Origin of the sequence: Flavobacterium sp. 270 (assembly GCF_004368785.1) — a bacterium.
Classification (GTDB): Bacteria; Bacteroidota; Bacteroidia; order Flavobacteriales; family Flavobacteriaceae; genus Flavobacterium.
On sequence record NZ_SODM01000006.1, the window covers coordinates 383,445 to 397,978 of the forward strand.

At 40.0% G+C, this 14,534-nt stretch carries 13 protein-coding genes and 1 pseudogene; 11 read left to right on the forward strand and 3 right to left on the reverse strand.

The annotated features are described in order from the left end of the window. Window positions 1-58: 58 nt before the first annotated feature. Together EV144_RS21125 and dinB are read right to left on the reverse strand one after the other, a co-directional pair. Window positions 59-3,112: a DNA polymerase III subunit alpha gene (locus tag EV144_RS21125; protein ID WP_134151124.1), complete on the reverse strand. Its 3,054-nt coding sequence runs from the start codon at window positions 3,110-3,112 to the stop codon at window positions 59-61. Between the two features lie 4 nt (window positions 3,113-3,116). Further along, window positions 3,117-4,298: a DNA polymerase IV gene (gene dinB, locus EV144_RS21130; RefSeq protein WP_134151125.1), complete on the reverse strand. Its 1,182-nt coding sequence runs from the start codon at window positions 4,296-4,298 to the stop codon at window positions 3,117-3,119. Window positions 4,299-4,628: 330 nt separating this feature from the next. On the opposite strand from dinB, the gene EV144_RS21135 reads away from it, so the two are divergent. The 3 genes from EV144_RS21135 to EV144_RS21145 all read left to right on the forward strand — a co-directional run bounded on the left by EV144_RS21135 (window position 4,629) and on the right by EV144_RS21145 (window position 8,196). Beyond that, complete coding sequence (locus tag EV144_RS21135) at window positions 4,629-5,081, forward strand: response regulator (protein WP_134151126.1); 453 nt, start codon at window positions 4,629-4,631, stop codon at window positions 5,079-5,081. A 1,266-nt stretch (window positions 5,082-6,347) separates the two neighbouring features. Continuing rightward, complete coding sequence (locus EV144_RS21140; protein WP_134151127.1) at window positions 6,348-7,853, forward strand: MauE/DoxX family redox-associated membrane protein; 1,506 nt, start codon at window positions 6,348-6,350, stop codon at window positions 7,851-7,853. Between the two features lie 115 nt (window positions 7,854-7,968). Further along, complete coding sequence (locus EV144_RS21145) at window positions 7,969-8,196, forward strand: hypothetical protein (protein ID WP_208326874.1); 228 nt, start codon at window positions 7,969-7,971, stop codon at window positions 8,194-8,196. Window positions 8,197-8,265: 69 nt separating this feature from the next. On the opposite strand, the gene EV144_RS21150 is transcribed toward EV144_RS21145, so the two are convergent. Then, window positions 8,266-8,766 carry an alpha/beta hydrolase family protein gene (locus tag EV144_RS21150; RefSeq protein ID WP_166670615.1) on the reverse strand — a complete coding sequence of 167 codons (501 nt, stop codon included), beginning with the start codon at window positions 8,764-8,766 and terminating at the stop codon, window positions 8,266-8,268. Between EV144_RS21150 and EV144_RS21155 the strand changes: the two are divergent. The 8 genes and pseudogenes from EV144_RS21155 to traN form a co-directional block, all read left to right on the forward strand. Next, window positions 8,757-9,230 (forward strand): annotated as a pseudogene (locus EV144_RS21155) (TraG family conjugative transposon ATPase); the annotation flags it as partial. The gene EV144_RS21150 and the pseudogene EV144_RS21155 overlap by 10 nt on opposite strands. A gap of 26 nt (window positions 9,231-9,256) precedes the next feature. Then, window positions 9,257-9,889, forward strand: a complete 633-nt coding sequence (locus EV144_RS21160; RefSeq protein WP_134151131.1) for a DUF4141 domain-containing protein — start codon at window positions 9,257-9,259, stop codon at window positions 9,887-9,889. 3 nt (window positions 9,890-9,892) lie between these two features. Beyond that, complete coding sequence (gene traJ / locus EV144_RS21165; RefSeq protein ID WP_134151132.1) at window positions 9,893-10,888, forward strand: conjugative transposon protein TraJ; 996 nt, start codon at window positions 9,893-9,895, stop codon at window positions 10,886-10,888. A 19-nt stretch (window positions 10,889-10,907) separates the two neighbouring features. Next, complete coding sequence (gene traK, locus EV144_RS21170; RefSeq protein ID WP_134151133.1) at window positions 10,908-11,531, forward strand: conjugative transposon protein TraK; 624 nt, start codon at window positions 10,908-10,910, stop codon at window positions 11,529-11,531. 12 nt (window positions 11,532-11,543) lie between these two features. Beyond that, window positions 11,544-11,972 carry a hypothetical protein gene (locus EV144_RS21175; RefSeq protein ID WP_134151134.1) on the forward strand — a complete coding sequence of 143 codons (429 nt, stop codon included), beginning with the start codon at window positions 11,544-11,546 and terminating at the stop codon, window positions 11,970-11,972. An 18-nt stretch (window positions 11,973-11,990) separates the two neighbouring features. After that, on the forward strand, window positions 11,991-12,278 hold the full coding sequence (locus tag EV144_RS21180) for a nitrogen regulatory IIA protein (RefSeq protein WP_134151135.1): 288 nt from the start codon (window positions 11,991-11,993) through the stop codon (window positions 12,276-12,278). Continuing rightward, entirely contained in the window at window positions 12,265-13,593 is a 1,329-nt protein-coding gene (traM, locus tag EV144_RS21185) for a conjugative transposon protein TraM (RefSeq protein WP_134151136.1), read from the forward strand. Before EV144_RS21180 ends, traM begins: the two co-directional genes overlap by 14 nt. Before the next feature lie 23 nt (window positions 13,594-13,616). Beyond that, a complete protein-coding gene (traN, locus tag EV144_RS21190) occupies window positions 13,617-14,513 on the forward strand; it encodes a conjugative transposon protein TraN (RefSeq protein ID WP_134151137.1) in 897 nt (298 codons plus the stop codon). Window positions 14,514-14,534: the final 21 nt, after the last annotated feature.

Below are 14,534 nucleotides of genomic sequence, written 5' to 3' on the forward strand. Positions count from 1 at the left end.
GTTTTTTTCACTCTCTATCAAAATTAGTTCATAATTTGGAATTTACATAGATAAAAAATCAAATTTTCATACGATGGCGCGGGAGATTAATTTCATGCTCCTGTGGATAAGGTTTACGATCCGTACTGCTTACATCTTCACGTATGAGCGCTTGTGTTTTATACTGGTCTTTTGCATCCATATACCGCGGATCGGGAATAAACGGCATTTTTGCCATCTTATGAATGGTAATGGTTGGGAAATAATAATCAATTTCCACAGTCCCTAAAAGCAGGTAACAGCCTCCGCCCTGAAAGGGAAAATTTACCAGACTGTCGGGAAAATGTGCCGTATCAAAATACGCGCCTTCATTATCAATCCAGGTTCCAAAATACATATTTCCTTTTTTAGTAGGTACCTGCTTGGTTGAAATAAGATAAGCGAGCATGCGCACCTGCTTTTTATGGCAGGAGGGAAGATCCCGGACCTTTATATCCCCTCTGTGCGAGGTCTGCAGCAGGTCAAATACTGTACAGGAGATAGGAAAACTTAGCAGCTCGATTTCATCAAAAGCATCTTCGAAAATTGATCTTTCCAGTGTGGGAAGCTTGTATTCCTTCACTGGCTGCTGCAAAAGCATGAGCCCTCTGTTTTCTGGCTTAAAGTTATTTAAAAGCAGGCTGGCAACAACCAAAAGCTGATTTTTGGTTTTGCCCGTAAAGCGGAATGCCCCGATAAAAATCAGGATTTTTATACTTTCTATACCCATAGGAATACGATTAATAAAGTCTTCCAGCGAACGAAATTCACCGTTTCTCTCCCTGTCTGATTCTATAAACTGAGCCATTTTGGCGTCGAGGCTCTTGAGGTGCGTAAAACCAAGATAAACATCATCACCATAAAGTGTGGTTTCAAAAAGGCTTTTATTCACGCAGGGATTATGGATAACCGCCCCTGCCATCCGGGCTTCATGCACATAAATTTCAAGACGATAAAATCCGCCCTCGTTATTGATCACCGCTACCATAAACTCTATAGGAAAATGCACCTTCAGGTAAAGGCTCTGATAGCTTTCCACGGCATATGACGCCGAGTGTGCCTTGCAGAATGAATAGCCGGCAAATGATTCAATCTGGCGATAAATTTCCTCACTAAGTGCCAGAGGATGTCCTTTCACGGCGCAACAGGCAAAGAAATTATCCTTCACCTTTTGCAGGGCGGATTTCGAACGACCTTTTCCCGACATCGCCCTGCGCAGGATATCACCGTCTGCTGCGGGCAATCCTCCATAATGAAGTGCAATTTTAATTACGTCTTCCTGATACACCATGATGCCGTAGGTTTCCCCCAATTGCTCTTGGAAAACTGGATGGAAATATTCAAACTTGGAAGGATGATTGTGGCGAAAAATATATTCTTTCATCATCCCGGACTGCGCTACACCAGGACGAATAATGGAGGAAGCTGCAACTAAGGTTTTATAGTTGTCGCATTTCAGGCGTCTGAGCAGTCCGCGCATCGCCGGACTCTCAATATAAAAACAGCCAATGGTTTTTCCTTCTGCCAAATAATTATTTGCCTTTGCTTCATTTTTTGATATTGAAGTATCTCTGATATTTATGCGTATTCCGCGGTTTTTCTCTATCAGCTTAACGCTCTGATCAATATGCCCAATACCCCGCTGGCTTAATATATCGAACTTCTCAAAGCCAATATCCTCGGCAACATGCATGTCGAAAAGTACTATGGGAAAACCTTTTGGAGGCATTTCCAGTGGTGTATAATTGGTCAGGGGTTCCTCGGATATCAGGATCCCGCAGGAATGCATGCTTCTCTGGTTGGGATATTTCTCTAGCATCATTCCGTATTCCTGCACAAATTTGACAATATGATTAGAGTCATGATTTTTCATGGGATTTTTGGCAAGCACGTCGAGTTCTTCTTTAGGCAGTCCAAAGACTTTACCTACTTCCCTGAAAATCGAACGGTATTTGAATTCCACATTTGTACCGCAAAAAGCCACATGCTCATAAGTGTACCGCTTGAATATATATTCCAGAATAACATCGCGTTCCTTCCAGCTCCAGTCAATATCGAAATCGGGAGGGCTTTTACGGTTGACATTCAAAAAACGCTCAAAATACAGGTCCAGTTCCAAAGGACAGATATCGGTAATACCCAGACAGTAAGCAACAATACTGTTGGCACCGCTTCCACGGCCGATGTGGAGAAACCCCTGGCTATTACTGAATCGGATGATATCTGCTGTTATCAGGAAGTAACCGCTGAACTCAAGCTGGTCAATAATTTTTAGTTCCTTTTCCATACGCTCCCTGGCCTGTATGTTTTTTCTGCCGTAGCGCCAGACGAGCCCCTGCTGAGCCAGTGAAGTGAGAAGGTCCATATCACTTTTGCGGTTGGAAGTGTAGTATTTCTTATTCTTCGGGGTCTGGAAATCATATTCAAAATTACAGCCCTCTATAATTTTTTCAGTATTGGAAATGATTTGCGGATACTCATTATACTGGTTTACCAATGATTCGACAGCTATCATTTTATCCTCTTTTGTACAACAGTCTTTCGGAGTCAGCTTTGAGAGTATAACATTGCGGTCAATGGCGCAGAGTATTCTGTGCAGATTATATTCTCTTTTAGTGCGAAATGTTACTGGCTGCAGGATTACCATTTTTTCTGTCCTTTTTTTCCAATCAGACAAAATCAATTTCTGAAGCTGTTCGGGACGGATGCCGATAAATTCATTTTCCCTTAAGATGTCCGGCGAGTTCTCCAGAGGATAAATTACATACACATCCTTAAAATCCGGGGCATAAGGAGGCAGTGTTGTTTTTTCAAAATTATGATGTGTTAGGAACCTGTTCATTTCGGCAAGACCTGATGCATTTTTTGCAAGACCGATAAAACGCAGCTGGAATTCTGAGCGAAATTCCATGCCCACCAGTGGCTTTATACCTGCCTGTTCACAGTTTTTTATAAAATCATAAATACCGGTTACCGTATTGATATCTGTAAGGGCCATTGCTTTGACACCACAGGAAAGAGCCTGGGGAACCAGTTCGTTCAGAGGTATGGTACCATAGCGCAGGGAGTGGAAAGAGTGGCAGTTGAGATACATGGTATTATGGTTTACGCTTTAAAATTTCATCTTTGTTGTTTGGTTTGAATGAGGCTCCGGCACAGCGCATCACAGCATCAAAGCCGTACCGGCTTTTCATTTTGTCCATTGCCTGGTAGAGTGCCAGCATTTCTTCAGTATCTTGAAAAAGATCAATCTGGTAAGTACCGCGGACAAGTCCGCTGAACCGAACCCCGATCAGGCGCAGGCGCATCCTGCGCTGGTACAATTTATCAAAAAGATCCTGCACGGTTTTAGTCAGTATATGGTCGGCAGAAGTGTACTGCACACGGGACTGTTTGGTTTCAGTATCAAAATTGGCGTAGCGTATTTTTATCGTTACTGTCGATGCTAGCCACTGCTCGGAGCGCAGCTGAAAGGCAAGTTTTTCCACCATGCCCAAAAGCACCCTTTTAAGCCGGTCGATATCGATGGTATCCTGAAGGAAAGTGTGCTCGGTAGATATCGACTTTTTCTCCCGGTAAGGTTCCACGGGATTATTATCAATACCGTTTGCTTTTTTCCATAGTTCTGTCCCATTTTTGCCAAGCATATCCTCTAATGCATCAGGGGGCATTTCAGAGAGTGTTCCGATAGTCCTGATTCCGATGCGAGAAAGAAGCTGGAATGTTTTTTCGCCTACCATCGGAATTTTTTGAATGGATAATGGATTCAAAAAGGACTGCACAAGATGCTCGGGGATTTCCAGATTCTGTTTCTGCTTTCCTTCACCAGTACCGATTTTGGAGACTGTTTTATTTATGGAAAGGGCAAAGGTGAGGGGCAGTCCGGTTTCTTTCGTAACGGTCTGGGCTAGCTCATTGGTCCATTTATAACTTCCATAAAATTTATCCATGCCGGTAATATCCAGATAGAATTCATCGATACTGGCTTTTTCAACTATTGGTGCTTTTTCCTGAATAATTTCAGTTATGTCGTGTGAGAGCCGGGAATATAGTTCCATATCACCTTTCATTACTTTTACCTGAGGACATAGGCGAAGAGCCATTTGAATGGGCATGGCAGAGCGTACCCCAAAGCGCCTTGCTTCATAAGAACAGGAGGCCACGACACCTCTTTCGCCCCCGCCTATGATAAGCGGAATGCCGTTTAACGCTGAATTTGTTAATCTTTCGCAGGATACGAAAAACGTATTCATATCAATATGTACAACTGACCTTTCCATAATCTTCTCATTTTATACAGAACAAAATTATTACAGATTGTAACATAATTCAAAAATATATTGTTATAATTACTAACAAAATTATTGAGTCATTATTTTCCGACAGAGCCAGTGCCTGTAAATACTGACAATTCAGGTCAGCCGATTCTGTATTTAAAATTGTAAAAAAATATTTTTTAATGTGTTTTTTCCTAATTATGATTTATCTTTACATTCCCTTGATCGATTTAAAATATCATTTTGCAGTTTTGAACTTACATGTATTGTAAATCTTAAATTCGATAAACCGAATCAGTCTCGTATTTATCGTTAAATGTAAATTTTATTAAAATGGCGTTTGAAAAACACAATTCCCGGAAATTTATTTATCTTGCAGATGATGACAGCGATGACAGGGACTTTTTTGCTGATGCACTGCTGGAAACTGATCCTGCTGTTGTACTGAAACAATTTCAGGATGGGATGTATTTAATGGACGATCTCCTCGCAATTGACCCGGCGGAGCTCCCTGAATTTATTTTTCTGGATATCAATATGCCGCGCAAAACAGGCCTGGAATGTCTGGAAGAAATCAGCAGTCATGAAAATTTAAAAGATCTTACTGTCATTATGCTCTCCACGAGCAACGACCCGGATAATATCAGCACCGCCAGGGAACTGGGCGCTGCATTTTATGCTGTCAAACCCAGTTCATTTGAAAAACTCAAATCCCTGCTGGAAGATGTACTGCGGATAAACCTGATGGGCAGTATCGAAGAAAAGAGAAAATTCCTTCTGCAATAGTCCTTTACGGCAGACCATACTTTTTATTTACAATTTTAAAAATCTAGCTGTTTTTATATAACTTTACTTTTAACTTTGCCTATACTTTTTTATTAAATTACAATAACTTTATACTATGAACATTGATTATTAAGACACTGATTTTTTTAATGTAGATTATGTGTTACAGAATTCAAAACTTTGAAAAGTGCAGAGTCTGGCAGCATCCGAAGAGCATTTTGCCAATTATAAAGCCGGACTCGTACCAGGTATTTTTTATGCGAATAATATACCGGCAGTGAAAAGTCTGTTCAAAAAGGAGTTCCTTGATGTAAAATCCGGCTTGGAAAGATATGAGCAGGATAACAATAATGATTTTCCCATGTTAAAATCATTTGTCAATACCGAGAGGGAGCTGCGAAAATACCAATGAGGGCCAGCTGCAGGATTATACTGCATTTCTGGAACGCTCATTTGATTATCAGAAAACAGAGGCACAGGCAGCCGCGGTTAGCCGCTTTTTTTAGCATCCCCATAGTAAACAGCTATATATTTCAGGTTGAAAAAATATTTGGGAAAGATATTCTGGACTGATCAAAATTGCTGTAAGTATCTAAAAGCAAACATTCGTATGCTTTTTTTGGATGCTTCCATGTCATCGCTGAATACATCACAGTGATTATCTATCTCCACACAATCTTCCACCTGGGCTACTCCCGATTAATTAAATTGGTGACAAAATCAATTGCTTTCTTTTATTATAATCTCGGACATTAGTATGCCGAAAATCGATGGCTTTGAGATCCGGGAAGAGATTATTGCCAATAAGGAAATTAGCAATTATATTTTTTGTCCACATCAAAGAATCCGGAAAACGTACTAAAGGCGTATGAATGCTAAATTCACGGCTATTTTATAAAACGGGAAAGTTTCCCGGAATACAAAACAATGATCAATAATATAATTGAGTATTTGGCGCGAAAGTCTAACTCCTATAACTTCTTTTAGTTTCATTTAAAAAATGTTTTATTCCAATTTTAAAAACTTTAATGGTTGGCTGATGTCAATCTTTTTTTTTGTTTAATATGTTGTTATACAGTAAAATGGATCGTTTTTTGTAAATTTTGGATCGTTTTTGATAACAATGCTTAAGGTAAACCGAGGTAATTTAGCCTTATTAATAATTCAAAGATATAGTGATACCCATTTGAGGGAAATAGATTGGATCTGGTACTATCGATGCCAATTGATTGAGTCAATTATATCTGTAATTCAAACGGGAAGAACATGAAATTATCTGAACCTTATAAAAGAATTATAGTTGAAACAATCTGTTTTCTTTATATCCTGCTATTTGTGTATGCAGCAGTTAGTAAATTACTGGATTTTGAAAATTTTAAGGCGCAGATCGGACAGTCTCCTCTTTTGAGCCCGTTTGCCGATTTTATTTCTGTTTCAGTAATTGTTGTTGAAATCATTATCGCCATTATGCTCAGTATTCCCAAAGTTAAACATGTCGCCTTATGGAGCTCTGCAGCATTGATGACTATGTTTACAGCATACATTCTAATTATATTAAATTACAGTTCTTTTATTCCATGTTCCTGCGGAGGAATTTTAGAAAAACTAGCCTGGCGTGATCATTTGATTTTCAATGTTGTGTTTTTACTGATTGCCGCTTTTGCAATAAGATTACAGTGTAATGATAACCGCGTTCTGATCAGGATATTTGTTTTAATAGTTTTGAGCGCTTTTGTTATTGTGGTCTTGTATCTGCTCTCGGAAGATATCATGCAGAAGGAAAACCCTTTTATACGCCGTTTTCCACATGCAACTGCATCTAAAACTAACAGTCTTGACCTGAGGAATACTACGTATTATGTAGCGGGTGTCGCCGGAAATAAAGTTTATCTGGCCAATCGAAAGTCGCCTCTTCAGATTCTTGAAACTGATTCAGAGTTTAAAAAAACGAGAATGCATACTATCATGCTTAATCGCGAAAATTTTAACTTTAAAGCAGTGGAGATTCGTCTCAGCGCCCCATTTTTTTATGTGACTGACGGTACAGTTCCAGTGATATACCGGGGATTAATTTCTGATTGGAAAGCCAATGTAATCATTGAGAAGAAATTCTATTTTTCAGACATTGTTTTCACCGATGAAAATCAATATGCTTTCCGTACTCAGAAGGCTCCAAGTGGCGAGAATATTATGGGCTTTGGGAGTTCTTATTCTAATCCTGAGATTACTTATAGCAGTAAGGTTTTGCAGAAACAAAAAGATGGAATTTTTGATACTGACGGAACACTGCAGTACAGTAAAAAAATGAATAGATTAATATATACCTATTACTATCGCAACCAGTATATTATAACAAAAAGCAATTTGACAGTTGATAATCGCGCCTTTACTATAGATACGACAGTCCATGCCAAATTGAAGGTAGTAAAAATAAAAAAGTCTGGCGATATTAGACTTGGGGCACCGCCTTATATGGTCAACAGTAGTACTACTGTGACCAGTAATTTACTTTTTGTTAATTCGCAACTTAGAGGGAAATATGAAGGAGATGAGGTGTGGAAGCATGCAACTGCTGTTGATGTTTATGATTTATCAAATCGTACGTATGCTTTAAGTTTCTATGTCTATGATGAGGAAGGTCAGCGGATGAAAAATTTTTTCGCTACAGATTCGGCGTTATACATTATTTCAGGACATTTTCTTCTTAAGTATGGATATGGGAAAAATATTAAATCAAAAATTAATAAGAGAAATGTACAATTAAAAAACTAACGGCCGTTAGCAGGAGCCAAGATCGAAAACCTGTAGAAAAGAGTAGATCAATTTTTTAATAATTTAAATTTTTAATATTATGAAATCTATCATTTTAAAAGCACTTGTGTTGCCTGTGGCAGCATTTGCTTTAGCCAGTGCTGGTGCTGTTAGTACCAATACTGCCAAAGAAAGCAAAGCCGATGTTTTGATTCAGGCTTATATTCACAATCCTACAGTGAATGACTGTTCGCCAGTTCAGGTAAACTGTTCCCCTGGAGCGGGACCAGCATGCCTTAGCTCAGGTTTTACTGCGTATGGTAAAATTAACCAAGACTGTAATCAGCAGCTGCACCGCAATTAGACAAATCAAAATTTTAATCAAAAGTGATGCAGTTTCTTATGGAAACTGCATTACTATTTAAGGTTATTTCTAATCAATAGAAGTACCTGTTGATATCCACTCAGAGTCCGATTTTCTTTTCAAAAAGTAATCAAACCAATCCATCATGCGTCTGCTGAGATCTTCTTTATTAGATGGATTTTCCAGAGTATGATCTTCTTTTGGATAGACAAGCATAATACTTTTAACCTGTAATTTTCTCATTGCGAGATAATAGGAAATACTTTGTGCATAGGGAACCACTCTGTCTTGTTTTCCTGCCCATAAAAGAAGTGGTGTTTTATTTTTTTCTGCATTGATAATGGGAGAACTTTGAATGTATCCTTTTTTATCTTCGTATAATGATTTACCCATTCGCCACTGCTGACTTTCAAAGCGCCACATCTCCGACTGAAAAGTTCCATTTTTACTTATATTGAAATAAAATCCTGTGGTATCAGAGATTCCGGCTCCGGAAACGGCAGCTGCGAAAATATCGCTTTGAGTGATTATGAAATTGGCTTCATAGCCTCCAAATGAATGCCCGCACAAACCAGGCAGAATATCTGAAGTACCTTTTTAAAACTGTTAGGAAATTTTTTGGCGAAGCAATCGTAGTAACGCAAGAGGTTGATGACATCATCCAATCACCAATCGTCAAGGAAAGTATCATCAACAACTCCGATTGTAAAATCCTGCTTGACCAGCGGAAGTACATGAACAAATTTGATGAAATACAGGCATTGCTGGGTCTCACTGACAAAGAAAAAGCACAGGTACTTTCCATTAATATGAACAACGATCCGGCGCGGCTTTACAAAGAAGTATGGATAGGTTTGGGCGGTACACACTCTGCGGTATATGCGACAGAAGTCTCGGTTGAAGAATATTTGGCATACACCACTGAAGAAACAGAAAAACTGGAAGTGATGCAGCTTGCCGGAGAATTGGACGGTAATGTAGAGCTTGCCATCAAACACATCGCCATGAGGCGACGCGCGAAAGAAAATCAATGACAACTAACAATTTAATAATCGAAAAAATGAAAAAATTATTATTTGTGGTGAGTATGGCACTCATGCTTGCCACTGCACCCCGTGCAAAAGCACAATTTGTGGTCACCGATCCTGCAAATCTGGCTTCAGGTATTCTTAACAGTGCCAATGAAATTGTACAGACTTCAAACACAGTATCCAATGTTGTTAAAAATTTCAAGGAAGTAGAAAAGGTCTATAAGCAGGGCAAAGAATATTACGACAAACTGCAGGCGGTAAACAATCTGGTGAAAGATGCACGCAAGGTACAGCAGACAGTACTATTGGTTGGCGATGTTTCTCAGATGTATGTAAAGAATTTTGGTAAGATGATAAACGACCCCAATTTTTCTGCTCAGGAACTGGCAGCTATTGCCAACGGCTATTCGACACTGCTTGGTGAGAGCACGGAATTACTGAAAGAACTCAAGCAGATTGTAAGCTCATCAAGCCTATCACTGAATGACAAAGACCGAATGGATATTATTGACCGCGTGTACAAAGAAGTTAAAGAATACCACAGTTTAGTACGCTACTATACCAATAAAAATATCTCGGTAAGCATACTACGGGCAAAGAAGCAGAACAATACAAAAAGAGTACTTGACCTTTATGGAACCCCAAATCAAAAATACTGGTAAGCGATGGAATTTAATAATCTTCACGAAGTCCTGCGTTCCCTGTATGATGAGATGCTGCCATTGTCCGCCGATATGGCGGCAGTGGCTAAAGGACTGGCTGGCTTGGGGGCCTTGTTTTATGTCGCCACCAAGGTATGGCAGGCTCTCAGCCGGGCAGAACCGATCGATATGTATCCTTTGCTGCGTCCTTTTGCACTTGGACTCTGCATCATGTTTTTCCCCACAATAGTTCTGGGAACTTTAAATGCGGTACTAAGTCCCGTTGTACAAGGCACTCACACTATCCTCGAAAATCAGGTTCTTGACCTGAACGATCTACAGGCAAAGAAAGACATGTTGGAGCGTGAGGCGATGCTCCGCGATCCGGAAACTGCCTATATGGTATCAAACGAAGAGTTTGATAAGAAATTGGACGAATTGGGCTGGTCACCTTCTGACATTGGAACAATGGCAGGAATGTATATGGATAGACAAACCTACGAGATAGAGAAAGCAATAAAGGAATGGTTCCGCAATTTGCTGGAAATACTTTTTCAGGCAGCAGCTTTGGTCATTGATACCATACGGACTTTCTTTCTGATCGTACTGTCAATTTTAGGCCCGATAGCTTTTGCCATATCGGTATGGGATGGCTTTCAGTCTACCCTCACACAGTGGCTCACCCGATATGTCAGCGTGTATTTATGGCTTCCTGTAGCTGATTTGTTCAGTTCCATGCTTGCCAAGATACAGTCCCTAATTGTTGAAAGGGATATTGAGATGCTTGCCGATCCGACTTTCATCCCCGATACCTCCAACACGGTTTACATCTTTTTTATGATTATAGGCATCGTGGGGTACTTCACCATTCCGACAGTCACAGGATGGATCATTCAGGCTGGTGGAGCAGGGAACTTTACCCGAAATGTCAACCAGACAGCCATGAAATCCGGAAATATAGCCGGGGCAGGAGCAGGTTCAACAGTAGGGAATATAGGCGGCAGGCTGATAAACAAGTAATATTTAATCATTCAATAAAATGGAATTTAAAACACTAAGAAATATCGAAAACAGTTTTAGGCAGATAAGATTATATGCAATTGTGTTTGCTTTATTCTGCACCGGAGTTGCAGGATATGCCGTCTGGCAGTCCTACCATTTTGCAGAGCAGCAACGACAAAAAATCTATGTTCTGGACAATGGGAAATCACTGATGCTGGCACTCGCACAGGATGCGTCGATCAACCGTCCGGTAGAAGCAAGGGAACATGTAAGGCGTTTTCACGAACTCTTCTTTACGCTCGCACCAGACAAGAATGCCATTGAGAGCAATATGAAAAGGGCGTTTAATCTCGCAGACAAAAGTGCCTTTGATTATTACAAAGACCTCTCTGAAAAAGGATACTACAACCGTATCATATCAGGCAATGTGCAGCAGCGTATTGAAGTTGACAGCGTAGTAGGCAATTTCGAAACATATCCCTATGCAGTGCGCAGTTATGCCAAACAATTTATCATCCGTTCCAGTAATGTTACAAAACGCAATCTGGTTACGTCCTGTTTCCTTGTCAACTCTGTCCGCTCGGACAATAACCCTCAAGGCTTTAATATTGAAAAGTTTGCAGTACTAGAGAATAGGGATCTAGAAGTCATTGAGCGTTAAAAAAATAATCTTATGGAAACATTATTAGAATTAAACAGGTTCGCAAAAATCCTGACCGACAAAGGATATAACGAGTATTTCCATACTCAGGGTGCTTATGCAGGAAAGCTGAAAGAAAGCTTAAGCGAATTCTTTGAAAGCTGCCAAAAAGGTACAGACAATCTGCCTAAGCATGATTTACTGCTGACAAGCTACCTGCAATGGTCAGGTGATGAAAAGCCTCGTATAGAATGTGCAATGTGGGTGAAACACCTTAATGAAGAACTCTCGCTAAGCCGAATGGAAATAATAAAAAAAGACCAATTCGGGCAGATACTAAAAAAAATCGAACTGAAAGACCTTTCTGTAATATCCGCACCAAAGTTAACCGAAGCAATTGCAATGGTCAGTGATGAGCCAAAGCAACAGACAGGTCAAAGTCCGAAGCGCTTCATGCTATAACCCAGAAATAATAAGGCTATGAAAACAATAAGAAGCAATATAGACAAGTGGTTTGAAAGGCTGGAGGGAAGGTGGCGGGCATTGCCTTTATATAAACAGCAGCGGTATACACTTTTTATTTTTGGAGCATATCTGCTTCTTACCGCAGGGGTAATTTTTAAAGTATTTTATGATACGGCAAGCTCAGAGCAAAGCATGAACATTGAGCATATTAAAAATCCAGTGTTCAAAAAGAAAGAAAGTCCCGAATTCTTGCAGGACACATTAGTAACAATTTTAAAAGACAAGATTTATGAAAGAAGATGAAAAAAAAGCCGTCGTCCTGTTAGAAGGAAACGGCCAAAGCAAAGTATCCAAGGAGACCGATGATAAAAGAAGTACCATTGAAAGATTTAAAAAAACACTGATATTCATTTTAATGGGGATCGTGTTTTTAGGTTCTATGTACCTCATATTTAAACCGTCTTCAGATAAAAAGGGAATCGAAAATATCGGAATGAACGATACTGTCCCACAAGCGACTGAAGAAGGAATGCAGGCAGACAAGCAAAAGGCTTATGAGAAGCAAATACTGGAAGAAAAAGAGCAGCAAAAGCGTGATGCCCTTACTACTCTGGCTGATTATTGGAACGAAGGAAGCACAACTGGTGAAGGGGAAGAGGGACTAAATGACGACGAGAACCAAAATCAAAACAATAGCAACAGATCAGAAAAACCAGTGAATCCGGCATTAAACAGTTATCGAAATGCACAAAGTACACTGGGTTCTTTTTATCAGGATGATAATGGTGAAACACAGGAACTCCGTAAGCAATTCGAAGAACTAAAAGAAAAAATGGCAGAAAAGGAAGTACCTGCCGGAGTAACGGTAAGTGACCAGTTGGCACTCATGGAGAAATCCTATCAGATGGCCGCAAAGTACCTTCCTTCAGGTACAAAAACTGCTGAAACTACAAGTAATAATGTCAATGCACCTGTCGTTTTGGACGATTCGCCGAAGAAACATTTTGCAGCATTCACCAGTGCAAGAAAAAATACGGTATCATCCTTATACCGTGAGCCTGCTGATAGTGCTTTTATAGCCGACTGGAGCGAAATCAGAAACCGTAGTTTTTACACAGAAGGTTCGGCGGAGCAGATGATACAGCCAAAGAACAGCATTACAGCCTGTGTACAGGAAACACAGACCATTGTTGGGGAAAGCAGTGTACGACTTCGTTTATTGGAGCCTGCCCAAACGGGGAATCTTATCATTGCAAAGGGAACAATCCTAACCGCTAATGCAAAGCTTCAGGGCGGTCGTGTGGAGTTAAAGATTACCTCCATAGAGCAGCAAGGAAATATCATCCCCGTACAGATCACCGTTTATGACCTTGATGGACAGCAGGGATTGTACGTACCGTATTCTCCGGAAATGAATGCCCTTAGCGAAATGGCCGGCAACATGAGCCAAACATCCGGAACAAGCCTGATGCTTACCCAATCTGCAGGACAACAGGCAGCGGCTGATTTAAGCCGTGGCGTAGTTCAGGGAATTTCAGGTTATTTCTCCAAAAAGGTAAGGACACCAAAAGTTACCCTAAAAGCAGGACATCAAGTATTCCTTGTTCCTAAAAAATAATAATAACTCAAATATACTAAACAATGAAAAATCATTTTAAAACTTTTTGGGCAATAGCCCTGATAATCGGGTTTGCCGTATCTTCTTTTGCACAGCAAAGCGCAAAAACTTCCCTTGCTTTGGGCAGGATAGAACCGTACCAAATGGAAGTTACCTATGATAAAACCTCCCATTTGATTTTCCCAACAGCTATACGCTATGTGGATTTGGGCAGTGAATACCTGATCGCGGGGAAGGCAGAAGATGCCGAGAACGTACTTCGTGTAAAAGCTTCAGCAAGGGATTTTACACCGGAAACCAATTTTTCGGTCATTACTGATGACGGACACTTTTACAGTTTTGATGTGTATTACAATTCCAGCCCTCAGACGCTCAGCTATAACCTGCTGACGATGCAAAAGATAGCGGATAAAAATACTGGAAACGATGTGCTTTTTGAAGAACTGGGCAATACTGCACCTTCGCTGGCAGGCTTGCTGTTGGAGACCATCTACAAAAAAGATAAACGTATTGTCAAACATATTGGTGCTAAAAGTTTTGGCATCCAGTTTACATTGAAAGGGATTTATATTCATAATGGTAAGTACTATTTTCATACACAGCTAACAAACCGAACTAATGTTCCTTTTAAGATTGATTTTATCAATTTTAAAATAGTAGATAAAAAGATTGCAAAACGTACCGTGGTGCAGGAAAGATCAATAATACCGCTTCGTAGCTATAAACCAATTGGTGAGATTGGAGGAAAAACTGCCGATCAGAACGTGTTTTTGTTAGACCAGTTTACCATATCCGATGACAAGGTGCTTCTGATTGAGATTTTTGAAAAGAACGGCGGCAGGCATCAAACCATGCAGGTAGAAAATTCCGATTTGATAAAAGCCCGATTGGTTAGCGATATGCATCTGAAATTTTATTAACCTAATAAAAACAACAGTAGA